Below are 26594 nucleotides of genomic sequence, written 5' to 3' on the forward strand. Positions count from 1 at the left end.
ACCTATCACCTAATTTCAACTTCTCTTAAAACATCTTTTGAGGATTATGTTGTAAGTTCATTCGCTATCGCATTAAAAAGAATTTCTTGCACTTTGGGATAAATATCTTCACCAACATCCTTTTTATGAATAATCATTGCTAAAGTTGATCGAATAACACCAGCAATAACCTCAACATCTTCATTGATTAATTTCTTTGACTCCTTATTTTTTGTGATAAATTCCATAAGGGGAACAATACTTCTTAGGGTCTTTGTTGCTACATATTGGTAATTTAACTTTCTAGCTACCATTTTGTATTCTTCTATGTCAGTGATTAATCTTCGTGTTAAAATATTTGATTCCAACTCAGAAGCCATTGCAAATAGGTATACCTTAATTGCATCACGTACATCCTTTGCTTGCTCCACCTTAGGCCAAACCTTTTTTTCAATTTCTTGCCCTTCAAGGGCTAATAGTTCGAGATAAAGCATCTCTTTTGATTCAAAGAAAATATAAAAACTACTCTTTGCTATCGATACAGAGGAAGTTATATCTTCAATAGATGTATTTTTCAACCCCTTTGCGATAAAATTCTTATGTGCAGCCTGCATCATTTCTACCTTAATTCTTTCTTTTTCTATTTCTGTAAATTTCGGCATAATATTTTCACCTCAAATGAGTATTTTTTATAAACATAAAAACAATTTGTTAATTTGTTTTTATTGTAGCAAAATCTTATTATCCTGTCAATCAGAAATAAGCAATTGCGCAAATACCCCTAGTTCTGCGTAAAAGCATGCCCCCCTTAAAGAAAAGTTCTCCCAAACCATATAAGTCTGAGGGAACATATGAAACACGCTAAACCCACTCTATCAGTGCAACACACTCCACGTGGAAAGATACCGCCTGAACCTGGGTGGCTCCTTGGCGGCTTTTCCGCTCTTTGTATTACCTGCTTTTTTCAGAGCGCGTGAAAAGAAAAGTACCGATGATTAAACAAATCACCGTCAGCGTGGCAATGGCAATAAAGTTCACCACCGGATTGAACAGTACAACGCTTCCGTATTCCGCCGTACCGGCATAGACCACTGCTCTGACTAGGTCAAGGCAGTATGTCATCGGCATGGCGTGGCTTAATACATACAAAATGCCGCTAGAGTTGTTGATTGGAATAAGCGCTCCGGAAAGAAACATCTGCGGCATGGTAATAAGCATCACGGCAATATTGGCAGTCTTGTTGCTTTTGACAAGCCCGATGATGATCATGGCCAGAGCACCCCCGGAAAGGCACATGAGTGGCGACAATAGGAGAATCATCAGCAGCTGTCCGGGACTCAGGGTGATACCCATGATGATTCCAACTATTAATGTACCTGCCATACTGACAATGGCGCTAAAGGATGAACCGAAAATCTTACCGATTACAATCGCATAGCGTGAAATCGGAGAAATCAACATCTCCTGGGTAAAATCCGTGGTACGGTCTTCAACCAACGATACCATTCCCGTGGTTGTAACCATAAAGAGCATATTGACCATCATGCCGACCATCATATATTTACTGTAATCGAAACCGAGCCCTCCCGCCATATTCTGTAAGAGGCTGCCTCCCAGCATTCCCATCATAACAAGCGGCATGGCAAGGCTCATTATTATTGTTCCGGGCGACCGGACCGAAAGGGTTATGTCCCGCAGAGCAATCGTGATAATAGCGTTGATTTCGCGCCCTATTCTTGATTTTCCTTTTTCTTTAGTTAATGCAATTTCATTCATGCTGCTGTGCCTCCTGTCTTGTTAAGGTATTCCACATATGCATCCTCCAGCGAAGGTTCTTTAATTTCCAGTACTGTCAGTTTGGTTTTTAGCCTAGATATAATTTCCTGCGCCGTACTGTCCTGATAAGGAACGATGATATGCACATCATCCTTTTTATGGAACAATCCCAGCTCCGATAGTTCGCTCGCCAAGCCCATCTGGTCTTCAGCATCTAGAATTATTTCCTTACGCATCAGACTTTTCTTCATCTCTTCCGGCGGGCAGCATCTGGCAACCTGCCCTTGATTGATAATGCATACCTTGTCCACATTCTCAGCTTCGTCGATATAGTGCGTGGTCAAGAATACCGTTGTTCCGTGTTCTTTGCGGACATTGTTAATGTATTCCCATAGGCTCCTACGACTCACCGCGTCCAGCCCCTGCGTCGGTTCGTCAAGAAACAAAACAGCCGGCGTGTGCATCAGACTGCGAATAATCTCAAGCTTACGCTGCATGCCGCCCGACATCTTTTTGACGGGTTTAAATATGGCATCCCCGATACCAACAATCTCGGCAAGTTCCATGACACGGTTTTTATATTCCTTGGGCATGAAACTGAAAGTCGGACGGTAACTATACATCCCATACAAGCAGGCATGAAAACGGATATTTTCTTCCGCCGAAAGCTGTAGATCGAGGCTAGGCTTCTGGAAGATAATGCCTACTTTTTCTCGCACTTGTTCAGCTTCCTTCTCGACGTCATAGCCCGCGATCGTTACGATGCCAGAAGTTTTGGCCAGCGTCGTGGTTAGTATCGAAATCGTTGTGGTTTTTCCTGCTCCATTGGGGCCGAGGAAAGCAAAAAACTCTCCTTCATTCACTGCAAAACTCACGCCTTTGACGGCAGGTGTTTTTGCTTTGTCATATTGTTTTATCAGTTCTTCTACTTGAATCATCGACATAAAAATAACCTCCTGTTTCATTACTTTAAAATTAGTTTATCAAAGCAATTTAAACTGAGGTTAAATGGAACTTAAACACAATGTAAACGCGAAATAAAATTTTAGTGTTACTTAATGGAATATCACTTTGGCAAAGTAATCGTAAATGTTGTACCTTTACCGATTTCGCTTTGCATAGTAATCTGACCTTCATGCAATTCAACAATTTTCTTAGCGAGGGAAAGCCCAAGCCCATTACCGCCGTGAGCCCTGTCACGGGATTTATCCACTTTATAAAAGCGTTCAAATATATGGATCTGGTCTTCCGGCGCAATGCCGATACCCGTATCGGTAATCCGACAGCATATATTTACTTGATCGGACTTTAAAATAACTCGGATCACGCCACCCTCCGGCGTGAATTTTATGGCATTATGAAGTAGATTCACCCAAACCTGGGACAGCATCCCCTCGTCACCCTGGGCAGTTACCCTTTCTAGGTCAACTTCCAACTCAATTCCTTTGACGTTCCATTGCGGCTCCAGCATCAGGACGACTTCCTCCAACTGCTTGTCTAGCCTGAATTCCATAGAGGATAAAGGTTCTCCGCCAGTTTCAAGCGCCGATAGTTTCAAAAGATTGTCACTTAAGGCGGAAAGCCGCTTGCTTTCGGCTTCAATGATACCTAAATAGTGATTTTTCTGTTCATCTGTAAGTGCTGTGTTTTTTAATAATGCTGCAAATCCGCTGATGGAAGTCAGCGGTGATTGGATCTCGTGGGATACATTGGAAATAAAATCCTGACGCAGCTGTTCCATGGAGCCAAGCTCCTTCGCTATTTTATTGATTCCATCCACCATATCGTTGTGGAGGTAATCATCATGGGCATCGATAAAGACGTCGAAATCACCTTGGGCGATTCTTGTCATGGCATTTAGTATTTGACTCTGCAGGACATGATGCTGCCGCATACCTTTTGAATACCTGCTAGCGATCAACCTGGAAATGGATGCCACACATACGATTAAAATCATCCCAACGAGACCGGAAATAACATGAGCCCAAAATTCTGGGGGAGTGCCGGTCCAGTGGTAGATCATGGACGTAATGCTATACCCTACAGCAAAAAAGAATCCAAAAGCAACAAAAAGTAAAATCACTGTAATTGCAATAGGATGTCGTTTAGGCTGTTTCATATAAGCACCTCCAGCCTATATCCAAGCCCCCGGATGGTGGTAATTTTAAAGCCAGTCTGCCCCTCTGGGAAACGGTCGCGTAGGCGGTTTATATGGACGTCCAGCGTTCTTTCATTTCCCTCAAAATCAGCGCCCCATATGTCCTCAATCAACCGGTTGCGGGAAAATGTTTTGTTGGGAAAGCTCGCCAGCTTGAAGAGCAGTTCAAACTCCTTCATCGGAATATCTTCACGTAACCCATTTATCGTGACGCTATATCTATTTTTGTCGATCACAACATTGCCGATCTGAATAACCTGAGATGCCTCAATTTTATAACGCCGCAGCAGCGCCTGAACGCGGACAACCAGCTCATCGCCTTCAAAAGGCTTGGTCAGATAATCGTCGGCGCCAAGTCCAAAGCCTTTCACCTTGTTTGCGAGCTCACCTTTGGCTGTCAGCATTAGAACCGGCATATTTTCATAATAACGACGCAAATGACGGCAGAGCTCAAAGCCGTCCATGTTCGGCATCATGATGTCGATAATCGCCAGATCAGGGTTATCAACGTTAATGTTTTGCAATGCTTCACGTCCGTCTGCCGCCTCGCATACTTCAAAGCCATTGTTTTGAAGCAGGGCAAGCACAAGCTCACGGATGTTCGAATCGTCGTCAACAATCATAATCTTACTCATTTTTCATCACCTGTATTGAATTATAACATACTAATGTAAACAGAGATTAAACGCAGCTAAGAATTTCTTTTATTTTTGTGAACTAAGAATGGTTTTGCCATGGATGCACATATTTTTCCATCTGTCTTAATGACATTACAAAAGATTCGTCAGGCGTTTAAATACGTCGCTGTTTTTGTTTTCTGGTTGGACGGCGATTATCATGTTCAAACCAAAGGTTACTAAAAGAAATGACAAGTGGGAGTCTAATCATGATAATACTTGCCACACTCGATGAAAAGAATGGTAAAACAATAGCCCCTAGTATTAGAACGAACCAAACACCTAACCGAAACCAGGAGTCCCTTGTGTCATTATTCCTATTCAATTCATCTTTATTTTCCATTAAGGAACTAAACATAAATTGGTTGCTCAGATTAACTAGTAAAAATAAAACCATATATCCAACCGCGGAAACCACTTCACCGAAGTTATTACCCACCCATTTTGTGAAAATAGGCAGTAGCGATAAAAAGAATAGGAATAGCAGGTTGGGCCAGATAAATCGCGTATTACCAGCCATTGCATTCTTGAGAGTTTTTTAAAAAGCTCAATATTCATTTCATCCATAGAGAACGCCCCTCATTTATTTTCTTTTGGTACATGTATAACAGATACCATAAGAATATCTTTTTATCAAAGGAGCGCTACATCTTTCAAGCCACGAGTATCACCCTAACTGTTAAGACTAAGAATCCCATGGTGCTGCTAAATCCTCCATGTCATCTATAAAATGAGCAAAAACCACAACATCTTGTGGTCAAAATCTACTTTTCGCCCTCAAAACCAGATCTCGTCATCAGAATTATCGCTTCCACATGGCTCGTGAAGACAGCATTGATGTCTTTAGCTGATTTTTGCCCCTTACGTTTGAGGGAATCTATCGATTAAAATTAATTATTCCTTTCTATCAAAAAGTGGATAGATCCTATCACCACGTACATATGAAAGTGTACCCAGTGTCCAGTCGGAAGTATATAAATACCCATATTCACCCGTATCAAACCTGGCTGCATTATAGCTGTAGCTGCCCATCTTTGTAGAATCAATCACATTGTCTGTCGGAACACTGCTAAAACGCTCCTCCATCCGCTGATAGGGTGCTTCTTGCAAAGTATGACTTGAAACTGTATATACATACATATTTTCGCTTTCTATGGAGTGTAAATACACAGTGTTCCCATCCACACTGACCAAAACATCGCAAGCATTGCTTCCTTGTGTTTGATGACAATTCAGAGGTTTCAAGTCTATGCTGCGAATAATTTCAAGCCTATTGAAATCATATACAAATAATCCAAAATAACCGTGGAATATTACAATATCATCCGAAGCGTAGTCGAGTTCTGGCATACTGACACCTAGGCTTTGCTCTAAGGACAATTCCGGGGCAGTAGGTTCAAGTTTTGCAGATATAAAGGTCTTAAGGGACATCTCAATTAACGCTTGCAGCTTTTCGGGACTTTCGGCATAATCCCGAACATCACGGCCAACTGTTTCTTCTGCCCATTTACGAGCATTGATAAAACCTACTTCACGCTTACCATCTGTAAGTACTGTACGAACGCCGTTTGCATTATCAACCAGTGCAAGTAGAATGAGTGCATTTTTGCGGAAGGGATTGGATTTGACAGCTTCTTCCGTATCATACTGCTTAAGCACTTCAGAAGAAACCGAATAGACAATTTCAATATCATAAAGCTGTTCACTTGTGTGTAACTTGAAGTGGTCATACTGCACATCTACCGGCACAGGCAATAAACCAATCAGCTTACCGACTGCGGAATTATCGCCAATATATTTTGTACGAGCTTTCCATAGTTCCTCGGCAGAACCAACCTCCATTGCTGCAGTGACACTTCCAAACTGCCGCTCAAAGAAAGCTTTGACCTCACCTGGCTTCTTAACAGTATAGGAAAGACTGGGTTTTACGTCATTATTCACCCAAACTTCTGAAAAATTCTTGCTAAAGTTAAAATATATATTCCCCATATCCCCATTATAAAACCCTCTAAAAACAAAGTGGATTTGATTGGTATTGTCCCTGTCAAGGTCACGGCTTTGGGAAACTGCGGATTTGTTTACCTTAAGTTCTCTTAAATAATCGGCAATTTCCTCTGCTTTTGCCTCATTAAAATCCATATGCTTATTTTCGGAAATTAGCGTTCCATAGGCAGCACGGTCAAGAGGTTTTAATGTAAATCCCACAACATCGGAGAGTACTGCAGTATTTATCGGGTTGGCTACAAGTCCTATACTGACTGCTACAACCGAAATTACTGTAGCCACAACTACCCAAAATCGAGGCTTCCTATAATTCAGCACGTTTTTAATTCTCCCTTTTACATTGCCCTCGCCAAAGGCAAGTGGACTTCCATTTAAAATATGCCTTCCGGTAGCAAGCGACAATAAGGAACTGGCATAAGGCTTTTTAATATCTTCATTCATTTCTTTCAATACTCTTTCGTCACAAGAAAGCTCCATATCCGTACTCATCAACATAAATGCAATCCACACAAGGGGATTAAACCAGTGTATGGACAATATTAAGAAAGCTAACACCTTAGTAATATGGTCTTTTCGATGGATATGGGTTTGTTCATGCAGTAATATATAACCTCTTTCTTCAACGTTGAGTCCAAGAGGTAAATATATCTTCGGTCTTATTAATCCAAGGACAAAAGGTGTTTTCAAATTCTTAGCTTCGAAAATATTCTGCTCTATTAACTGTGCACTTTTAAGCTGTCTTTTTAGTTGTAAAACAGACACTACACTATAAATAAGCAATACCATTATCCCCAAAATCCAGATGTATGCTCCTATTTCTGTATAGATCTGCAATGGATTTACACTTGCCCCAATAGTCGGTGCAGGAAGTGATTTGCTTACAAATGAATCAACTACCTCTATCCCACTATTAATCTGAGGAATTTGCTGATAGATGATATCATGAGGAATTGGAACGATATTCGCACTCCGTGGTAAAAGGCTAAACATGCTTTCAAAGGAGAATGGAATTATAAGACGAAATGCCACCACCACCCATAAAGCATAAGAGATGACTTTTGGAGCTTTGCTGAGTAATAGTCTGACAAGTATCACAAAAAGAATAACATAGCTTGCCGTAAGGCTCATATTTAAAACAGAAAGAAATAGTTCACGCATTGCTACACCTCCTTGTGCTCATCAATCAATTTTTTCAATTCTTCAGCCTGATGTTTACTTAGTTTTCTACCTCCCATAAAAGCTGTTAGAAATTTAGGCAAGGACCCTCCAAAGGTATCCTCGACAAAATATATACTTTGCTTGGCGTAATATGCATCCTTTGTAATTAGAGATGAAACTACAGGATTTTCATTTTGAAAAATGCCCTTTTCACATAACTTTTTCAATACTGTATATGTTGTGGACTTTTTCCAGTTCATTTCTTTTTCACATAGCTTCACAAGATCACCGGAGCCAATTGGCTCGTTCTTCCAAATTAATTCTGCAAACTTTTCTTCACTTTCAGTAAGTTTATATTTTTTCATGATAAACCTCCTCGGTCTATAAGATATAGACTCTATATCGCAAGTCTATATCTTATAGACTTCTATGTCAATGCGTATTTATAAAAATATATAAGAAAGAATGGTCAACCCCATTTCATTTTCCGTTTTTTCTTTCCCTCGATATGCTCCAATAAACCCATTTAAACCAACACAACAGCCACTTGGTGTGTTTTGGTTTAAATATGATACAAATACGCAGTTAATAGGTGTTATACCCCCTTCGACTTTAGGGGAGTTCCTGAAAATAGGATCTACATAAGTCTTATCAACTTTTAGTTCAATCATATATCAGATGGTCTAACCCATCCTCTGATGTTAGCATTTCAAGATTATTAAATATTTCCTCTTCGTCCCAGTTCCACCATTGAAGCTTTAGCAAGAATTCAACCTTTTCATCACCAAATCGTTTTTTGATAAATTTAGCTGGATTCCCACCAGATATTGTATATGGTTCAACACTTTTTACTACTGTTGAGTTAGCGGCAATAATCGCACCATCTCCAATTTTAATACCTTGCATAATGGTTACATTTTGACCTATCCATACATCATTACCAATCACTGTATCTCCCTTAAAAGGCAGCTGTTCTACTGTTGGAGTGACCTTTTCCCAACCACCTCCAAAGATATTAAAGGGGTAGGTTGTTATGCCCTCCATCCTATGATTTGCTCCATTCATAATGAATTTTACGCCCTCTGCTATTGCGCAAAATTTACCTATGATTAGCTTATCTCCAAGAAATTCATAATGATGCTCTATATTATCATAAAATTTCTCAGGAGATTTTTTATTATCACTATAATAAGTATATTCTCCAATTTCTACATTAGGGCGTTTAGGTAAATTACTTATATAACAAACTGTTTTTATGTTTTCATTTGGATATAGTTTTTTCTTATCTGGTCCTGTCATAGGATATACCCTCTCTTTCATCTTTTAATATATTTCTTATCGGTTCCTATTTTTATGAGAACCACATAGCTTCTAGTAGATTAACTGCCCTATTTTATCTGCCTCCTCAGCAAACCATATTCCTCCATCTGGTCCAAGTACAAGACCATGTGGCTCCGACCCTGGTGTAGGTATTTGATATTCTATAATTTCTCCGCATAACGTAATCCTACCAATTTTATTACTTCCCCACTCTGTAAACCATATGGCTCCATCCGAGCCTACAGTAATTCCATATGGTCCTGATTTCTCCATTGGAAGGTTATACTCATTTATCTTTATATTCATCCAATTATCATCCTTTCATTTTTTAATTAAAACAAAAAACCTTTCCGAACTATCAAGTTTCGGAAAGGTTATAAGTATCATCCTATATAGAGTTAGCACAAAACAACTATTCTAGAACAAGAATAGTATAAAAGTACTCTATAAATGCAAGTGAAATATGACACAATTATAAACCTATCCAAAACTTATAGTAGTTTAGATTCACACAAAATAGCATATCCTAAACCATTAAATATGCCCATTTTATCTATACTACTGCAATTTGCAAAAACTGGATAAGATTATATGATCATTTTAACGAATCACCTCAAAGCATTTATTTTAAAATACGTTTAGATTATAAAACTTTTAGATAATATAAGTCAAGGATTATATCATTGAGATTTAATTTTTATAGACATTTACGACATTCAATAGCTAGCTTCTTCTACTATGTGTATTACTGCGTAAAAGTTAGACACCCTAAATCACCCCCCAAATCTTAGTAGTCTGAGGGAACATAAAACATACTCCAAAATTCACTTGAAAACCTTAAAACCGTTTGATATCAGCCTACTTCTTCTAACACACTCTACATGTGTCTGGGCAAAGTAGTGATACTGAAACGCAGAATTATTGTACCCATACTCCGGGGTCTTTTTAGGAGGCGGGGGTCGTAAGCTATACCCAATACGCAAAAAAAAATTAATTTTCATTTCTTATATCATTTAATAGTCCTTCAAACCATTGAACATTTACAAAGTGATGAGAAAGTGAATTTTCCAACATTTTTTTGAAATAAATAGGGAGTGTTTCATTATGTTGAAGAGATTGTTCTAATAAAAAAATTTTCTGTTCAGTTTGTTCGATTTGTATTTCTATAAGTTTTGTTAGCTCCTCGCTCTTATATTCATTAGCAAATAACATTGCTGCATAAAAAGATAAGTTTATATAATCTGTCTTAGAGCCATACATGTACATCAATCTTTCAAATTCTTTATCTCCTAGTTCAGTGATAATATAATTATGCGTCTCTCTAGAATTGTCTAATTGGTCAATTTTTTTAATATATTGTTTTTCTTCTAATTGTTGAAGATTATAATAGAATGATCCCTTAGTGAAATTCACTATATATTTATAATGTCTTTCTTCCATTAAAGCTAATAATTCGTATCCATAAGAACCCGGGTTTTGTTTTAATAAACCTAAAATTAGTAATGGTATCAAAAAAACATCTCCTTTATGCTTTTCATCAAAATTATATTGATAATTATCTCATAATTATAAGGTATAATCATTGTTGATTTGCATGACTTGAGATACAAATTCATCATATGATATTTTTCCTAATGCAAAGTCCATACTTTTTATATATATTTTTTCTGCTTTGGTATGCGTTCTAGCATGATTTAAATTTAGCAATTCATTTTCATTTTTTAACGGGTTCAATACATGTTGTCTATTAGAAAAGGCTTCAAAATATCGTAAACCAAATTTTCTTTGAGAAATTGCATCAATATGAATACCATCAGGATTAGAAGTTAAACCTGAGGCTGTGACAAAGTAGCAATTATCTTGTTCAAAAGCAAATTTTTGTAACTCTTGATTGATGAAATTATATTCAGTGCAGCTTTTTCCAAAACATTCTTTGCCTAAAAAGTCTCCTAAACCACCAATAATAATTGGAATATCTGGAGCATTCAACTCCTTTCTTAGAGCCTCAATAATTAAAAGTAACTTTTTATAATATACTTTGTAGTTACCATTAACGCTATCACTTTCTCCTTGATGCCATAGAATTCCTGTTAACTGACTACTTTGCATAGCGAATTTAGCTTCAGTTATTGCATGTCTAAAAAGTGCTTGATCTACAGCCCACTCATCCAGTGAGCTTCCACCTTCAGCACAAGGAATTAAGCCAATAATATCTTCTTGATTTTGACGACACCATGCATCTGCAAATGAACCCGCCAGACTTATTCCTGAAACAGGACGGTCATAATTGATGGGCTCAGTCATCATTTGCCATCTACCATTACGCAACATTTGTATTCTTTCATTATAAATCGGGGGTACTTCATGAATAAACCCTCTTCCAGCCATATTCGACTGCCCTAACATTAAAAATGATTTAAGCACTTTATTTCATCCTTCCTTTTGATTTAGTATTTATGAAGAAATGTTTCCAATTCTCAATAAAATACTAAATAGATATTTATCTAATTCATTGTTTCAGTAGCTTTTCATACATGTAAAAAACTACCAAATTTATTATTAGTCTAATTAGACTAATAATACTTAAATAATATAGTCTAATTAGACTAGTTGTCAACGATATTTTTCAGAAGTAGCGCCAAATTATATACTCACCTAATGTCCGCTAGTTTTGTGTATTTATACACCCACTGGTCACAAATCCCTAAAACTATAGGTGTGAGGAAACATAAAGACACAGGTTAAAAAAGGTCCGATTTCTCTAACCCTTTGATGCTAACCTATTTCCTCTCTATCAGCACAATTGTCTTCGCGTGCATTCTGGCAACTGGATGATACAAATACGCAAAATATTAGAATTAGACCCCCTACAACCCCCTTTTGGGGTAGGGGGTCATTTAAAATTATAATTAATACCTATAAACAATAATCACTTTAATTGTTCATCTATTTCTTTTGCCATTTTCTTAAAATTTCTTACTATATAGACATGCTAACACCAATAAACTACCATTAATATTAAATTTGGAAAAACAATCCCAAAAACATACTAATATATGCAAGACTATTAGGAGCATGACATAAATTTAATGCGAAAATTCATTCCTAAAATATTCCTTAGTAGAATTCATATTTACTTGCGGATGCGCTTTTTCAAATTTACAAGCTATTACATTCTATACTATTAAAAAGTTGCCAAAGCTGCTCCACGATTATTGGTGTAGGATATGGCTTCGAATTATATATCCACCACTCTAATACACCAACACCAGCTGATACTAAAAATTCTACAGAAATTTCTTTGCTGGCTTTTTCTTCAGATAAATCAAGGCCGTCGAGTAATCCTTCTTTAAATATTTCCTTCATACGCTTTCTAAAGACAGGACTTTCCTTATTGGATAACATTGCGGAATAAAATTTATAATTGACTTCAAGATGTTCAAAAATTCGAATCAGGCTAGACTTAGATGTTATTTTTTCTAACGTATGGTCGTGGATACACGCCTTTGTTAATTGTATTAAATAATTATCCAAACACTTGTCCCTTAAATCATACTTATCAGCAAAATGGAGGTAAATTGTTCCTCGATTAACGTTAGCCTTTTCTGCGATTTCACTAATGGTAATATTTTCCAAATCTTTTTCTAAAATAAGTGTCATAAAAGCATCCATGATTGCCTGTTTAGATTTTTGAATTCGTCTATCCATCTTAATACTTCCTCTCAGCATAATAATTAACATATTGAACGTAATTGTTGATTTTTCAACAGATCCCATACTATTACTTATTGAACTACCTAATTGTAGCTGATATTATAAAATTATTCAACACGTGTTGAATAAAAAACAATGTTAAGAAGGAGATAAATTATGAAAGCAATCGGTTTAACAATTTTCGGTAACCCCGGTATATTTGAAGAAATAGATGTGAATTTACCAGATTTAAGTGACAGCCAAGTACTTGTTGAAGTGAAGGCTTCATCAATTAATCCTGGCGACGAACCTTTACGTTCGGGAGAAATATTTAAAAGCTCTGTTGGAGGCCAATGGTCCGAGAAATTACCAATATTTCTTGGAAGTGATGTTGCTGGGATCGTCAAAGCTGTTGGAAAAAAAGTTACCCGGTTTAAAGTCGATGACCGTGTTATGGGATTAACTATCCATTCAGGAGCATATCAAGATTTCGTTGCAATAGATGAGGATCATCTTACAAAGTTTTCAGAAGATATATCATATGAAATTGCAGGTGCTGCGCCTACAATTACGTTAACGGCAAAGCAAGCATTATTTGATCACGGGAACCTTTTAAAAGGACAGAGAGTTCTTATTCAAGGTGGTGCCGGAGGTGTCGGCCATGCGGCAATACAATTAGCAAAAAATCATGGTGCTTATGTTATAACGACTGCAAGAAAAAATAATCATGATTTTGTAAAAGTTTTAGGAGCAGATGAAGTATACGACTATACTGAATTTGATATTGCAGATATAATCAACGAAAAAGTTGACTTGGTACTTGATACTGTTATGGAGACATCTATTATTAAAAATAATGGTGCGTTAGGTGAAGTTGGGAAAAAAAGCCTCACAGTTATTAAAGATAATGGGAAATATGTATCAATTGTTTCTTTTGGATTAAATAGTTATCCGATCGAACGTAATATCGAGGCACACTTTTTCCAATCTAAACCGAACCACTCAGACTTTGAAAAAGTCATGAGTTGGATTGAAATGAAAGAACTACAGATTCATATAGATAAAATTTTTTCCCTATCTCCTCAAGGAATTGAAGAAGCTTACATCTATAGTAAAAAGCAATCTAAAAAGGGGCGAATTTCAGTATCAAAATTTCAAAATAAGTAATAGGTCTGGGAGCATATCCAATCCCTAGGAGATCTCATATTTTCCTTTATTAAATACCTTTACGCGTATATCCTGATAGTTACGTGCATTTGTTTCCTTTTTGAGTAATTATGTACCCCCGGGGTCGAAAATCATTGCCTTAACTTGTTTTATGTTCTATCAACACCACAATCTCCACGTTCGCCGTATCTGGAAACATGTCTCAGGATAGATAAATGCTTTCTATATCACAGTTGGATACATATCCTTCTAAATCAATCCAATATTCTCTTTTGCTAATATCCCATATTTTGGAGTAGGATACCTGTATTCGATTGCTCTACAATTTGGTGTGTCCTTTGAGTATCTTGTCGTTGAACATGTAGGTGTGATTCATGGGATGCTTTAGTCATGGTGCAGTGAAAAACAAAAACCCTGAGCCTTCAGGGTTTAGTTGTTCAATCTATCAATATTTATAATTTGATTTTTGCCATCTTTAAACGCCCTTTTTATAGTAATCTTTCAATAATCCATCTGTCATCTTAACAACGTTTATGGCCTCATCAAAATTGGCAAAGCTTTTTCCTTTACCGATCATGAAGTTAACCTATTGTTTCTATTTATGATTCTGTTACCTTCACTTAGGTTTTCCCCCTACGCCTCCATTACTAGATCGTTCTAGACAAACTAATCCTTTGTATCTAACATGCATAAACTTCCCTAATACCTCCTTTTTAAAAGAACTTAAATCTCGAATATCCATACGACTCGGCCTTGTTCTTCTCTAAGAGAAACCTTACAATCTATATTTTTTATTTTAAGTCCCAGCCAAAAGTGGCTGGCGCAAATTCCAATATCAACGTTGGGATGTTCCCATTTTATGTGTTTATAACCAACAGGCATTGCAATGGAAATTGTTTTAAAATCAGAGGAAACCGTGAACCGCCAGTGCTGCCTATTAGCGGCAGAAGGGGCCTTACGTGCAAGATCAAGGGCATACAATATTTCCGGCGGAAGATTCTCCTCCTTTATGTCATTCTCCATTAATTCACTGATTTGCTTACGCTTGTGGCTAAAAAATGATGTCTGCATCCTATCAATCAATCTAACACCCTCTTGCTTCCAGTATCCTAAAGGTGTGATACATATAGCCCGTTCACCTTCCACCTCGCCTTTTCCGTAACCCCATTTGGCATTTTCCAATTCAGTATATGCTCCTAAATGGGGCATAACCCGTTCCAGCTCTGTCAGTAAATAATGTCCATACCAGCAAGTAGACAGTCCTAAGCTTGTGGCATATAGGATCAGAATTTCTCCGATGAAACCAGCTGTAGCTATGGAGCAGTTATCAGTGGTTGTTATAAATGCTACATTATCAGGTGGTGAAGAAAAAGCAGTATAAAGCTTCTTGTTGGGATTAGCTTTAAACATTCGTATAGTTACATTGTGTCTAAAGGGCATTTTCATACCACCAATGAAACTTTGCAACATATGCATTTTTTCTTCCTCAACAGGACGCATTTCGAAGCTTCGAATGGATCTACGACTGTTTATGGTATTTTCCCAATCTATATTCTTAAGCATTATTTTCACTCCTCATTCAGGATTTCTACATATCCTTCCGTTCCGTTCACACGAATCCGCTGTCCGTCCATTATCAGCTTTGTGGCATTTTCTACCCCTACAACTCCAGGAAGCCCATATTCTCGTGTAATAACTGCCCCGTGAGTAGTGAAGCCCCCCACTTCAGTGACTAACCCTTTAATTGTTACGAAAAGTGGAGTCCAACTGGGATCTGTAAACTGGGTCACCAAAATATCGCCCTCCTCAAGCTTAGCATCATTTACTGATAAAACTACACGGGCACGGCCTTCCACCACACCAGAGGAAACAGGAATACCCGAAATTGCACCTTTTGGCATATTCCCTGAGACCAGTGTTGTAGGCGGTACAAAGCCTTCAGAGGTTATGACACGTGGTGGGGTGAGCTTTTCATAGCGGACATAGTCGGACTTCCTTGTTTCTATAACATTGTAATCCACCTTATTATTTCTTACCACCTGACAGAACTCATCAAAATACAGATAAAATATATCCTCACAAGTCTTGATAACTCCTTTATCTACCAGCCTACCAGCTTCTTTCATAAGAGCCTTCTTGTAAACTTGATATCGTCTCACAATATAGTACTTTGGATATTCACGACATCCAATGAAGTTCCGAAGTAAACTGATACTTTTCTTAATTTTTTTGGCCTTTTTAAGTCCACCCGGCATTTTTTCCAGCTGACGGATTACTTCTACTTCCTTTTCCCTGGCTTCCTGCTTTCCCTTTTCAAATTTTGCTATATGTTCACCAGGCTCAAGCACACGTATATTATTAAGCAGTATTGATATAAGCTGCGTTGGTTTTTCTTCAAAGCGATCCTTAGTGATGTCTATCTCACCAGGACAACGCATGCCGTATTTATCTAGAAATGCTTTGAATGCTTGGCTAGTTTCTTTACCTCCTGGAAGCTTTACCATTTCTTTGAAAAAGTTCTCATCATCTGGTTCATTGGAAATGTACTCTAATATCTTTGGATATTTACGAATCGTATCCGCTACATCGCATAAAGCCATTCCCATCTTTGTGGTAACATTATGCTCTACTGATTTAGATAGGATATCGGCTATGCTCTTTTCTCCCAACCATTTTTCCACATTTTTATTAATAGAATCATTAACCATTATTCCAGCGATGATTGCCCCCAACATCCTTGGATCATAAGCCATGGCTAGTAGTTTATCACGATCCTTACGTATGAATTCAAGAGCTTCTTCTCCGGACAGCTTCGAAAGCTGCTGATCTATTTCCCTAACCTCTTTTTCAAACCCAGAGAGTATTTCCTCGATAATAGAAGGATCGTTTCTTCTACGAACTTTTATGGTCTCCATGATAGACGATAGTGTGAATATTCCCCCCTGAACATTCCTCTTTCCACGGGGAAGGGAGCTCATAAAAGCTTTATCTTCTAGCAGTGTTTTAATAGCCCTTTGAATTAGTAAATCCTGTTTTCCCGTTGCCATTACCAATCGCTTCTTTCCCACTGCTGAGGATAGGTCATGGGTTATATCTGCAAAAACCCGGCCACCAGCTTTGTCCAGTTTAGCCGATGAGATGAATTCGAAGAAGGACATTCCTAAGGGCTTAATTGTATCAGTCATCATCTGAGTATGACCGATTGACATATATACACGAGGTTTGTGTTGGTCTTTCGACTCCGGAATAGGAAACAGCGTGGTGATGGAGCGGCTCTGAACAATGTAAAATTCGTTATTAAAAAGGCACCATTCTATATCCTGAGGAGAACCGAAATAGGCTTCTATTTTCTTGCCTATAGCTGCTAGGTACAATATCTGCTGGTCTGACAATGCTTGACCTACCTGCCGATTTCCTTCAATCTCCAGTTCCAGCGTACCTCCATCCTCCGTTGGTCGTATCTCCAGCTTCTGTGCTCCTATGGTTTTTCCCACAATGATACCCTTCTGCACCTTATAAATATCTGGATTCACTAGACCAGACACTAAGGCCTCTCCAAGCCCAAATCCTGCGTCAATAGACAGAGTTTTCCTGTCAGAAGTCATAGGATCAGCTGTAAACATAATTCCGGAAACCTCTGACATAACCATTTTTTGAACAACAACCGAAAGTAATACTTTTTTATGATCAAAACCATTTTGTATACGATATGTTACAGCACGATCTGTATAAAGGGATGCCCAGCAGTTTATGATAGAGTTTATTATTTTGTCTTTACCTTTAATATTCAAATAGGTATCCTGCTGTCCTGCAAAGGAAGCATGAGGTAAATCCTCTGCTGTGGCACTTGAACGAATTGCATAAGCTTGCTGATCACCATATAAAGCTAAAGCCTTAGAAATTTCATCCTCAATCTCTTTAGAGATCCGAATATTTTCAATAGCTGAGCGTACTTCTTTGCTTATCTGTGAAATTTGGTTCCTGTCATGAGCTTTTAATTCTGTTAGCTTATCAAGTAACACTTCTAGCTCGTGATTATTTTCTATAGATTTTCTATAAGCCTCGGTAGTAATGCAAAAACCGTCTGGTACTTTGATTCCATCTATCTTTGATAATTCCCCTAGATTTAGTCCTTTACCTCCGACCACCATAAGCCTTGTTTTATCAATTTCTTGAAAACTTAACACATAAGGTTGCATAATAACCCTCCTTAATGGTTTTGAAATTTACCTTTGTATATTTCATATTATACCCAAAGAACCCCTTTGTCAATAAGTTTTGAAATATCTATTGATTAATTTCAAAACTATGTGGTATAATAAAATCGGGTGATGAACATGAATGGCTATGAAAAAAGAACAAATGCAAAGAAAGAGGCAATCTTAAATGCTTCTTGTGAACTCTTTACCGAACGTGGAATAACTGATGTTTCCATCAGTGAAATTGCCTCTAAGGCCAAAGTTTCACAAGTATCTATTTATAATTATTTTGGTGATAAACATAACCTTGCCAAAGAGGCGCTTGTTTCTTATTTAGATAAGTCAATCCTGGGATATGAAGAAATCCTGGATCGGGATATTCCTTTTGCTGAAAAACTAAAGATTATTATGGATAAAAAGCATGATGTAGTAATCGAAATAAGCCGTTCCCTTTTTAGCAAGCATGCATGGGAGGACAAAACCTTACAGCAAATTTATAAGGAAGCCGCAACAATAAAAGCCATGTCAATCTATACTAAATTTATTGAATTAGGTAAAAAAGAAGGAGCTATTGACGAAGATATACCAAACGATGCAATTTTGGCATACATCTTATCATCAGTATCTATTATGCAGCAGACTGATTATCTTAATACCAGTACAGAATACAAAATGGGAATCTTCAAGCTATTCTTATATGGCTTGTTAAAAAAGGAATAATAGTTAGTTGATAAAATATATATACCCTTGAGAAATAGTATTCTCAAGGGTATATATATAAGCGTTTAAAGATTATAATCTTACAAAAACTGTCCAATTTAGTTTAGTAAATCTAAAAATTATAAATCTACCACTCTAAAACTTACCAGCGGTAAGGTACTTGCGCTTAATCATTATAAGTAAAGCTTTATCTATAGGATATCAGCCTAAACTAAATTTTGCTTTTCTCAATTAGATTAAATATTTGCTTACCACATCTACTGCAACCATTTAACTTTAGCTCTTCTATCGTTTGGATTTCTTCTAAAAGCCCAACTTTAGTGGTTTCACCACAGTCCCTGCACCTATAAAGGCGAACCGTTTTTTTTAGTTCTCCAGTATAAAGCGGTCCTTGATAAAAAGTTTGTATCAATGCTTTACTCTTGCTAGTAGTTTTAAGAACTATCATTTGACCAGTATTACCAATTATCCCGGCTCCTTCATAGGTATTAAATCTAGCCATCACTTTGGATAGCATAAGACCCATATCTACGAAGCATTTTTGCATAGAAAGTTCAAACTCTGGTGACTTGTGAGCATAAGAAAGAAAAATTGGAAGACCACTCCGCTTTTTTAAAGCTTCAACTCCTCTTGAAAGAAATAAGATCATTCCCTCCAAAGTATAAGGAGGATCAGTAAAGAAACAATCAAACTGTTCTATAAAATTATTTAATAATGCCTTTCTAAAATCTAAACACACACATTTAATAGGAAGTCTTTCTTTCTCAGCTATATCTTGTATATAACTGAGAATTCTATTGTCAATATCCATTACAGAAATCATTGTACTGCAATGTTCTATATTCGCGAACAACTTCTTGAGCAAAAAACCTAGCGCTATACTAACTAAGTCATCATCTCCTACACATAAAATGTTTTTACCTATTAGCGCGTAATTCTGTAGGCATAATACTGCTCTTTTTACAGCCGTATCTAAAGTACATTTTGATTGATCTATAGTAATATCTGCTGAGGGACGTTCTATAAATATTTTATTTAAAATACATTTTATTTCAGTAATTTCTTGCTCTTCTTCCCATGTTTCTTTCAATAACCTCATATATAGGTCCTTTCTTATTCCCTGGAAACCTAGCTTATTCTCTATGAAGTGCAGCCCTTCTTTGGTTAATCTTACTCCATTATTTTGAATTAGTAATCCACATCTAATAAGTTCTTTTTTTACGGCTACAATCACAGGTATGGGTAAAAGGTTTTTTCTTGCCAATTCTTTGTTAGAAATACCTTCTTTGAAATATACATTTAACAATATATTCTCTATTATCTGTTCTCCTTCTTCTATATTTACATTTTCATTTACTTTTTTTATATAATTAACCATTGATATCACTCCATATTATATTGATTTTAGTTGCTCAATTCTTTTATCTCTGCATGTAAACTAATAAAAAGCAATCTATGCTCTAAATAAAGGATGCTTAATCTATCGTTTCTTACAAAGATTAATTTTTACCTATTTCCTTAAAAGTAAGGAAAGTTCAATACTGGTACATTAATGATTAGTTAGGAACATGAATAGCAAAAACAAAAAAGGCCGCAGCAACACAAAGTCACTACAGCCTTTTATATTTTACAATATATGTCAAATCAATATTCTATTTAACCCTACACTGAATTGTTAAATTTTAGAATAAAGAATCAGCAAGGGGGAATATAGTATAAAGACTCGTTTTTTGACATAAAAATACCGTACAAAAGCACGGCTTATTAACATATAATATAAGGTTGAATTCTATCCGTGTTCCTAACTTTTTCTTAAAAAACTCATCAACTAATAGACTTAAAATAAATTAAGTTTACAAGTTTTTCAAGAAATAACTATTCAGTTAATTAGTTAAGAACTACCCCGGACATCAAATTCTCTCCCTTTTTATTCTTTGATTATTTTCAATTCATATTATAACATATGTAAATAAATAATACAATATTAGTCTATTTTATCCTCATATTACTAGCATGTTATTTTACAGGAGCAGGGACAGTCCTTGCTTGCTTTCTATATGTATATGTAATTGCTCCATATGCAATATGAACAAAAGCTAAAAAACCCCTAGTACGGGTGCAGTTCACCGTACCGTCGTACTAGCGGTTTATATAAATAATATTAGCTGTTCAAATTATCTTCATGTTTTCTTAGGAATAATTAATCTACATCTTCCCTAATCAACCCCAATAAATTATTAATTTCCTCATCTCTCATGTTTAAACTCTTAAGAAATCTATAATGCTCCTCAGGACTGTCCAGTTCAAATTCTCGGTGCCAATTCAACCAATCTTTTTCTTCATATCCTAGGTTTACAAGCATTTCCGTCCATAGCTTACTGGTAGAAAAGGTGCTTTTACCCATAATTACCTCTTCTTTTAGAACATCTAGTACTAGCTTCTCTTGATTTTTTAGATCTTTAATTTCTTGCTGTATCTTATCCAGACGATCAACTAATATTCCTGTTCTCTCATTATTTTCTGCCTCTAATAACTTCTGCATATCTTTCAATGAGATTCCTGATTCCCTGTACATTACAATTTTTCCTAACTTGATAACTTCTTGTTGATCATAAAGTCGATAATTATTGTGTTCCCTTACGGTTGGCTTTAATAACCCTAGCTTATCATAATATAAAATTGTACTTCTTGATATATTAAACTTTTTTACTAAATCTCCAATCTTATACATGTAGATCCATCCTTAACTATTCACTAATCTAGTAACATTTCAGAGTGCTTTAAAAAGTAATTCAGTGAATCTTCCCATTTTTTCATATGTTTATTAAAAACATTTTCCGTATTTTCATTATGCATATCCTCGGAAGCTTCGTCGCCCAATGGTATAAAAGTATATTGAATATTACAGGTGGTTAATTTTTTATTGTCCCCCTCTAAGTCAATATCTATAATCACGATTATTTTATCTGTCATAATCTTAACAAATTGTATTTCATGACGATCCTTATCATGTTTTGTTATAATCCATCGATAGCTTCCATAGTTATTATTTGTTTCAAATATACATCCTTTCTCTGCATATCCACTTTCTGAATAGATCATCTTATAATCCCAATCCTGCAGCCATTCTTTCTCCCGAACAGGGCATAATAGTGGAAATATTTCCTCTTTACTTCCTACTAAAGTTTGTTTATACTTTCGTATTAATTTATTCCTATTATTCATTATAACATCACTCCTTTATCTCTATGATAAAGTATGAAGTTATAGTCAAGTCAATTCAAAAACCGCCGATACAACGGTACGGTTCACCCTGAATAATCTCGAATATATCCTTTTCTTGTTAAAAGATCACATATTTGTACTGGGTATCAGGTCGTTCGATAAACCCAGTACACCTACGCCAACGGGAGCTTTGCAGTTATAGAAAAGGCTATGAATCCCGGCAGTGTATTTGGTCCCCGTCGGATTCGTTTCTACGAGTATTATGGCATCCATAGCACCAACAATCTCGCTTCTATCAGCCCAATGGCCGTATCCCTATGTATAATAAAGATTTGAATTTTATCTATGCTGTGGTAACCATTGGTACAGACGTTACAATTGTTAGTGCAGAAAGAAATTACCGTTATTATATCGTGCAAGCTGTATTCAATCGCTTTACGTTTGGGTGTATCTTTCGATAATCTTGTCCGTGAAAATGTCGGTGTAGATAACGTGGATGTGATCTATGCAGGACAGCCGTTAATTATCCCTTAAAGATTAAGCATCATCTACAAAACTAAAAAAAGTAAGCACATATTTGCATTCAATATGTGCTTACCTTTCTATTTTGTATGGATATCCATATCACGTTCTTAACCAAATATAGACAGTAATACCCCTGCTGCAATAGCAGATCCGATAACCCCTGCAACGTTTGGTCCCATTGCATGCATCAACAGGAAGTTTGACGGGTTCTCTTTCTGGCCTACTACTTGTGCTACCCTGGCTGCCATGGGTACTGCAGAAACTCCTGCAGATCCAATCAATGGATTTACTCTGCCGCCAGTCATCTTACTCATTATTTTTCCGAATATGGTTCCTGCAGCCGTACCTACTGCAAATGCAAGCATACCAAGGGCAATAATCTGAATCGTTTGTGCTTTTAAGAACTTATCTGCACTTGTGGTTGCACCAACGGTTATACCTAAGAAAATGGTTACAATGTTAATCAACTCATTTTGTGCTGTTTTAAAGATTCTGTCTACAACACCAGACTCTCTAAACAGGTTTCCCAGCATCAGCATACCTAGTAATCCTGTAGCAGATGGCAGTAATAAGGCACCTAAAACGGTAACAAGAATTGGGAATAGAATTTTCTCTATTTTGGTTACCGGTCTAAGCTGCTCCATTTTGATCATTCGCTCTTCTTTTGTTGTCAGTGCTTTCATGATCGGAGGCTGTATAACCGGTACCAATGCCATATATGAATAAGCTGCAACGGCTATGGGTCCCAGTAGATGGGGTGCAAGCTTTGATGTTAGGAAGATTGCTGTTGGTCCGTCCGCACCGCCGATGATACCTATGGAAGCTGCCTCTTGTCCTGTAAATCCAAGGGCTACAGCTCCAATGAAGGTTGTAAATATTCCGAACTGCGCTGCTGCTCCCAGCAGTAAGCTTCTTGGGTTGGCAATCAATGGACCGAAGTCTGTCATTGCACCTACCCCAAGGAAGATGAGTGGTGGGAATATCCCTAATTTAACGCCTTGATATAAGTAATATAATACACCGCCCAGCTGTGTCATGTGAGGCAATCCATCAGCACCTATTTCATAAACCGGATATTCCATTAAACCTCCCAGTGGAATGTTTGTTAGAAGCATACCGAAGGAAATAGGGAGCAGTAGTAAGGGTTCATATTGTTTTACTATTGCCAAGTACAGGAAAAAGCAAGCAATTGCAATCATTACAAGATGCTGCCATGTGAGGGCCACATATCCGGTACTCGACCAGAAGTTTTGAATAACTTGTAGAAACATCTCGTCGTCTCCCTCTCTTTCTAAATTTTTATGCCGAAGTTATGCTGCCACTATCCTAATACGATTAAAACATCTCCAGCATTTACAGAAGCACCTTTTGCTACATTTACAGATACAATTTTTCCATCTCCAGGTGCCATAATTTCGTTTTCCATCTTCATTGCTTCTAGGATCACCAGCACTTGGCCATTTGTTACGGTATCGCCTTCTTTTACTTTGATATCTAAAATTGTTCCAGGCATTGGTGCAGTCACGCTGTTTCCGCCTGCCGGCGCTGCTTTAGGTGCTGCTTTTGGTGCTGGTGCCGCTTTAGGTGCAGGTGCTGCTGCCTTTGGCGCCGCTGCTGGGGCTGCCGCCGGTCTAGCTGCCGGTGCCGGTGCAGAAACGCCACCGATTTCTTCTACCTCTACCTCATAAGTACTTCCATTTACAGTTATGTTAAACTTTTTCATGTTCTATGATCCTCCTTCAATTTTCACAAATTGATTTATTGTTGTTTTAAGCAAATTAGAATCTGCTATTCATTTGTTCAACTCTGCCTGCTCTACCCCAAGTTGGTGTAGTGTCTCCTACACGAACGATATTTTGAACAATAATATTGTGCGTAGATGTTTGCAGACTGGCAGCTACCGCTGCTGTAATAACCGCTACTAATTCTTCCATGTTATCTTCTTCTGCCTCTGCCTCTGCTTCTGCAACAGGCTGCTCAACCACCTGTACCGGCGCTTTCTTCGGCTCTTTATAAAACAGAATTCTAAGTAAATCCAGCATAAAGGATAACACAATTAACGCTACGAAGGTTACACCCATACCAAGGGCGGTAACAACTAAACCTTCACCTAAACTAATCGTTTCTCCAAACAATGATATCACCTCTTTTTCTTGATCTTCACTGGTGAGTTGCTAATGATTATACCGGTAAGTTTCCGTGCTTCTTCGCAGGTCTTGCTTCTCTCTTGGATGCAAGCATGTTAAATGCATCTGCAAGTCTTGGTCTTGTTGCACTCGGCTCGATTACATCATCTACGAAGCCTCTCTCTGCTGCTTTGTATGGTGTTGCAAACTCATCGGTGTATTCCTGCACTTTTTTTGCTCTCTCTGCAGCAGGATCTTTCGCTTTAGCGATATCATCCTTAAAGATAATATTTGCAGCTCCTTGGGGTCCCATAACAGCGATCTCTGCCTGCGGCCAAGCCAGTACAACGTCTGCACCTAAGTCTTTGGAACACATTGCCAGGTAAGATCCACCATAGGCTTTTCTTACGATTAATGTCACTTTTGGTACGGTCGCTTCACTGTATGCATACAGCATTTTTGCACCATGCCGGATAATTCCGCCGTATTCTTGGTTTGTTCCAGGTAAGAAGCCTGGTACGTCTACGATATTTAGTAATGGTATATTGAATGCATCGCAGGTTCTAATAAATCTTCCAGCCTTATCTGAAGCATTGATATCCAAACAACCGGCTAATACTTTTGGCTGGTTTGCAATAATCCCAACAGTTTGTCCGTTAATTCTTGCAAAGCAGGTAAGGATATTTTTTGCATAGTAAGGTTGTACTTCATAGTAGTCTCCGTCGTCAACGATTCTGGAAATCACATCAAACATATCGTAGGGCTTATTCGGATTTTCCGGTAATAAATCATCTAACTCCGGTGCTAAACGGTTTACATCATCTTCTGTATCAAACAGCGGTGCTGTTTCCATATTGTTGGATGGCAGGAAGCTTAATAGTCTTCTGATTTGTGCGATGCAGTCCTCATCATTAGAAGCAACAAAATGCGCTACCCCGCTGGTTGAGTTATGAGTCATTGCACCGCCAAGATCTTCAGCAGATACCTCTTCGCCTGTAACGGTTTTGATTACCTGTGGTCCTGTAATGAACATCTGGCTGGTCTTGTCTACCATGTAGATAAAGTCCGTTAATGCTGGAGAATACACCGCACCTCCTGCGCAGGGTCCCATGATTGCAGAAATCTGTGGGATTACACCGGATGCAATCGTGTTTCTATAGAAGATTTTTCCGTAGCCGGATAATGCATCTACAGCCTCTTGAATTCTTGCTCCACCGGAGTCATTTAAACCAACGACTGGCGCACCTACTTTTAGTGCATTGTCTAATACTTTACAAATTTTAGCTGCATGCATTTCCCCAAGGGATCCCCCTACTACTGTGAAGTCTTGTGCAAATGCATATACCAATCTGCCATCTACCATTCCGTAGCCGGTTACTACCCCTTCACCGGGTGCATCCACTTTTTCCATGCCAAAGTTTACGCATCTATGGGTTATGAAGGCATCTAATTCTACAAAGGTGCCCTCATCAAATAACAGATTCATTCTTTCTCTGGCTGTTAACTTTCCACTTTGATGCTGCTTTTCAATTCTCTTTGCGCCGCCTCCAAGAGTAATTTTCTCTCTGCGTTTACGCAAATCTTCTATTTTGTTGTTTGCCATGTTTTCTATACCTCCCCTTAAAGTGTATATTTAAAAAATATTTTCCTTTTTCATATCTTCAATTCTTATGACATCTGTACCCATATCTGCCATAATCATTGTTGTATAAAGGCCTGCCAAAACTCTAATTTCTTCTAGTGCTTGCTTCACTTCTTAAATTCCTCCCTTTTTCATTTGGATTTGATATTTTTCTGTTCAATGTTATCTATAATCGATTGTCGATATTATATATTATATATTTGATCAAATTTTTTCTATAAAATT

General features: G+C 37.5%; 24 protein-coding genes. 2 read left to right on the top strand and 22 right to left on the bottom strand.

Annotated features, from left to right (window positions below; all coding sequences use genetic code 11):
- Window positions 1-44: 44 nt before the first annotated feature.
- From Gferi_RS07945 to Gferi_RS08010, 12 genes are all read right to left on the bottom strand, one after another.
- A complete protein-coding gene (locus tag Gferi_RS07945) occupies window positions 45-641 on the bottom strand; it encodes a TetR/AcrR family transcriptional regulator (RefSeq protein WP_069975266.1) in 597 nt (198 codons plus the stop codon).
- Between the two features lie 289 nt (window positions 642-930).
- Entirely contained in the window at window positions 931-1755 is an 825-nt protein-coding gene (locus tag Gferi_RS07950; protein ID WP_069975268.1) for an ABC transporter permease, read from the bottom strand.
- A complete protein-coding gene (locus Gferi_RS07955) occupies window positions 1752-2699 on the bottom strand; it encodes an ATP-binding cassette domain-containing protein (protein WP_069975269.1) in 948 nt (315 codons plus the stop codon). Before Gferi_RS07955 ends, Gferi_RS07950 begins: the two co-directional genes overlap by 4 nt.
- A gap of 122 nt (window positions 2700-2821) precedes the next feature.
- Window positions 2822-3874 (bottom strand): sensor histidine kinase, encoded by a 1053-nt coding sequence (locus tag Gferi_RS07960; protein WP_069975272.1) that lies wholly within the window; start codon window positions 3872-3874, stop codon window positions 2822-2824.
- Window positions 3871-4548, bottom strand: coding sequence for a response regulator transcription factor (locus Gferi_RS07965; RefSeq protein ID WP_069975277.1), 678 nt, complete (start codon window positions 4546-4548; stop codon window positions 3871-3873). The genes Gferi_RS07960 and Gferi_RS07965 overlap by 4 nt, the downstream gene beginning before the upstream one ends.
- A gap of 936 nt (window positions 4549-5484) precedes the next feature.
- Window positions 5485-7752 (bottom strand): M56 family metallopeptidase, encoded by a 2268-nt coding sequence (locus Gferi_RS28795; RefSeq protein WP_236932711.1) that lies wholly within the window; start codon window positions 7750-7752, stop codon window positions 5485-5487.
- Window positions 7753-7754: 2 nt separating this feature from the next.
- On the bottom strand, window positions 7755-8117 hold the full coding sequence (locus Gferi_RS07980; protein WP_069975281.1) for a BlaI/MecI/CopY family transcriptional regulator: 363 nt from the start codon (window positions 8115-8117) through the stop codon (window positions 7755-7757).
- 298 nt (window positions 8118-8415) lie between these two features.
- Complete coding sequence (locus Gferi_RS07990) at window positions 8416-9051, bottom strand: Vat family streptogramin A O-acetyltransferase (RefSeq protein WP_069975286.1); 636 nt, start codon at window positions 9049-9051, stop codon at window positions 8416-8418.
- A gap of 72 nt (window positions 9052-9123) precedes the next feature.
- Window positions 9124-9378: a Vgb family protein gene (locus tag Gferi_RS07995; protein WP_069975288.1), complete on the bottom strand. Its 255-nt coding sequence runs from the start codon at window positions 9376-9378 to the stop codon at window positions 9124-9126.
- Between the two features lie 684 nt (window positions 9379-10062).
- Window positions 10063-10584 carry a PadR family transcriptional regulator gene (locus tag Gferi_RS08000; protein WP_069975289.1) on the bottom strand — a complete coding sequence of 174 codons (522 nt, stop codon included), beginning with the start codon at window positions 10582-10584 and terminating at the stop codon, window positions 10063-10065.
- Between the two features lie 54 nt (window positions 10585-10638).
- Window positions 10639-11496 carry a sialate O-acetylesterase gene (locus Gferi_RS08005; RefSeq protein ID WP_069975290.1) on the bottom strand — a complete coding sequence of 286 codons (858 nt, stop codon included), beginning with the start codon at window positions 11494-11496 and terminating at the stop codon, window positions 10639-10641.
- A gap of 735 nt (window positions 11497-12231) precedes the next feature.
- Window positions 12232-12780, bottom strand: a complete 549-nt coding sequence (locus tag Gferi_RS08010; RefSeq protein WP_069975292.1) for a TetR/AcrR family transcriptional regulator — start codon at window positions 12778-12780, stop codon at window positions 12232-12234.
- A gap of 162 nt (window positions 12781-12942) precedes the next feature.
- On the opposite strand from Gferi_RS08010, the gene Gferi_RS08015 reads away from it, so the two are divergent.
- Complete coding sequence (locus Gferi_RS08015; protein ID WP_069975294.1) at window positions 12943-13932, top strand: NADP-dependent oxidoreductase; 990 nt, start codon at window positions 12943-12945, stop codon at window positions 13930-13932.
- Window positions 13933-14655: 723 nt separating this feature from the next.
- Here the strand turns inward: Gferi_RS08015 and Gferi_RS08020 are convergent.
- The gene (locus Gferi_RS08020; protein ID WP_069975295.1) at window positions 14656-15495 is read right to left on the bottom strand and encodes a nitroreductase family protein; all 840 of its coding nucleotides are present in this window, start codon (window positions 15493-15495) and stop codon (window positions 14656-14658) included.
- A gap of 5 nt (window positions 15496-15500) precedes the next feature.
- Window positions 15501-18131, bottom strand: coding sequence for a phosphoenolpyruvate synthase (gene ppsA, locus Gferi_RS08025; RefSeq protein ID WP_069975297.1), 2631 nt, complete (start codon window positions 18129-18131; stop codon window positions 15501-15503).
- Between the two features lie 138 nt (window positions 18132-18269).
- On the opposite strand from ppsA, the gene Gferi_RS08030 reads away from it, so the two are divergent.
- Window positions 18270-18851, top strand: a complete 582-nt coding sequence (locus Gferi_RS08030; RefSeq protein ID WP_069975299.1) for a TetR/AcrR family transcriptional regulator — start codon at window positions 18270-18272, stop codon at window positions 18849-18851.
- A gap of 211 nt (window positions 18852-19062) precedes the next feature.
- On the opposite strand, the gene Gferi_RS08035 is transcribed toward Gferi_RS08030, so the two are convergent.
- From Gferi_RS08035 to Gferi_RS28030, 8 genes are all read right to left on the bottom strand, one after another.
- Window positions 19063-20229 carry a bis-aminopropyl spermidine synthase family protein gene (locus Gferi_RS08035; protein ID WP_069975301.1) on the bottom strand — a complete coding sequence of 389 codons (1167 nt, stop codon included), beginning with the start codon at window positions 20227-20229 and terminating at the stop codon, window positions 19063-19065.
- A gap of 822 nt (window positions 20230-21051) precedes the next feature.
- Complete coding sequence (locus Gferi_RS08040; protein WP_069975303.1) at window positions 21052-21582, bottom strand: MerR family transcriptional regulator; 531 nt, start codon at window positions 21580-21582, stop codon at window positions 21052-21054.
- 23 nt (window positions 21583-21605) lie between these two features.
- Window positions 21606-22076 (bottom strand): hypothetical protein, encoded by a 471-nt coding sequence (locus Gferi_RS08045; RefSeq protein ID WP_069975304.1) that lies wholly within the window; start codon window positions 22074-22076, stop codon window positions 21606-21608.
- A gap of 632 nt (window positions 22077-22708) precedes the next feature.
- The gene (locus Gferi_RS08050; protein ID WP_069975305.1) at window positions 22709-23872 is read right to left on the bottom strand and encodes a sodium ion-translocating decarboxylase subunit beta; all 1164 of its coding nucleotides are present in this window, start codon (window positions 23870-23872) and stop codon (window positions 22709-22711) included.
- Between the two features lie 50 nt (window positions 23873-23922).
- Window positions 23923-24324, bottom strand: coding sequence for a biotin/lipoyl-containing protein (locus Gferi_RS08055; protein ID WP_069975307.1), 402 nt, complete (start codon window positions 24322-24324; stop codon window positions 23923-23925).
- Window positions 24325-24379: 55 nt separating this feature from the next.
- Complete coding sequence (locus Gferi_RS08060; RefSeq protein WP_083273443.1) at window positions 24380-24736, bottom strand: OadG family protein; 357 nt, start codon at window positions 24734-24736, stop codon at window positions 24380-24382.
- Window positions 24737-24782: 46 nt separating this feature from the next.
- Window positions 24783-26330: a methylmalonyl-CoA decarboxylase subunit alpha gene (gene mmdA / locus Gferi_RS08065; RefSeq protein ID WP_069975309.1), complete on the bottom strand. Its 1548-nt coding sequence runs from the start codon at window positions 26328-26330 to the stop codon at window positions 24783-24785.
- 30 nt (window positions 26331-26360) lie between these two features.
- Complete coding sequence (locus Gferi_RS28030; RefSeq protein WP_156782346.1) at window positions 26361-26480, bottom strand: CoA transferase; 120 nt, start codon at window positions 26478-26480, stop codon at window positions 26361-26363.
- Window positions 26481-26594 lie beyond the last annotated feature (114 nt).

Source organism: Geosporobacter ferrireducens (assembly GCF_001750685.1).
GTDB lineage: Bacteria > Bacillota > Clostridia > Peptostreptococcales > Thermotaleaceae > Geosporobacter > Geosporobacter ferrireducens.

Bases quoted from the DNA above. Each gene is read 5' to 3' on its own strand.
- Gferi_RS07955 (WP_069975269.1), bottom strand. From the start codon at position 2,699: ATGTCGATGATTCAAGTAGAAGAACTGATAAAACAATATGACAAAGCA.
- Gferi_RS08055 (WP_069975307.1), bottom strand. From the start codon at position 24,324: ATGAAAAAGTTTAACATAACTGTAAATGGAAGTACTTATGAGGTAGAG.
- Gferi_RS08045 (WP_069975304.1), bottom strand. From the start codon at position 22,076: ATGAATAATAGGAATAAATTAATACGAAAGTATAAACAAACTTTAGTA.
- Gferi_RS07990 (WP_069975286.1), bottom strand. From the start codon at position 9,051: ATGACAGGACCAGATAAGAAAAAACTATATCCAAATGAAAACATAAAA.
- Gferi_RS07980 (WP_069975281.1), bottom strand. From the start codon at position 8,117: ATGAAAAAATATAAACTTACTGAAAGTGAAGAAAAGTTTGCAGAATTA.
- Gferi_RS28795 (WP_236932711.1), bottom strand. From the start codon at position 7,752: ATGCGTGAACTATTTCTTTCTGTTTTAAATATGAGCCTTACGGCAAGC.
- ppsA (WP_069975297.1), bottom strand. From the start codon at position 18,131: ATGCAACCTTATGTGTTAAGTTTTCAAGAAATTGATAAAACAAGGCTT.
- Gferi_RS08010 (WP_069975292.1), bottom strand. From the start codon at position 12,780: ATGGATAGACGAATTCAAAAATCTAAACAGGCAATCATGGATGCTTTT.
- Gferi_RS07995 (WP_069975288.1), bottom strand. From the start codon at position 9,378: ATGAATATAAAGATAAATGAGTATAACCTTCCAATGGAGAAATCAGGA.
- Gferi_RS08020 (WP_069975295.1), bottom strand. From the start codon at position 15,495: ATGCTTAAGAATATAGATTGGGAAAATACCATAAACAGTCGTAGATCC.
- Gferi_RS08030 (WP_069975299.1), top strand. From the start codon at position 18,270: ATGAATGGCTATGAAAAAAGAACAAATGCAAAGAAAGAGGCAATCTTA.
- Gferi_RS07965 (WP_069975277.1), bottom strand. From the start codon at position 4,548: ATGAGTAAGATTATGATTGTTGACGACGATTCGAACATCCGTGAGCTT.
- Gferi_RS07945 (WP_069975266.1), bottom strand. From the start codon at position 641: ATGCCGAAATTTACAGAAATAGAAAAAGAAAGAATTAAGGTAGAAATG.
- Gferi_RS08015 (WP_069975294.1), top strand. From the start codon at position 12,943: ATGAAAGCAATCGGTTTAACAATTTTCGGTAACCCCGGTATATTTGAA.
- Gferi_RS08035 (WP_069975301.1), bottom strand. From the start codon at position 20,229: ATGGTTAATTATATAAAAAAAGTAAATGAAAATGTAAATATAGAAGAA.
- Gferi_RS07950 (WP_069975268.1), bottom strand. From the start codon at position 1,755: ATGAATGAAATTGCATTAACTAAAGAAAAAGGAAAATCAAGAATAGGG.
- mmdA (WP_069975309.1), bottom strand. From the start codon at position 26,330: ATGGCAAACAACAAAATAGAAGATTTGCGTAAACGCAGAGAGAAAATT.
- Gferi_RS08050 (WP_069975305.1), bottom strand. From the start codon at position 23,872: ATGTTTCTACAAGTTATTCAAAACTTCTGGTCGAGTACCGGATATGTG.
- Gferi_RS08040 (WP_069975303.1), bottom strand. From the start codon at position 21,582: ATGTATAAGATTGGAGATTTAGTAAAAAAGTTTAATATATCAAGAAGT.
- Gferi_RS07960 (WP_069975272.1), bottom strand. From the start codon at position 3,874: ATGAAACAGCCTAAACGACATCCTATTGCAATTACAGTGATTTTACTT.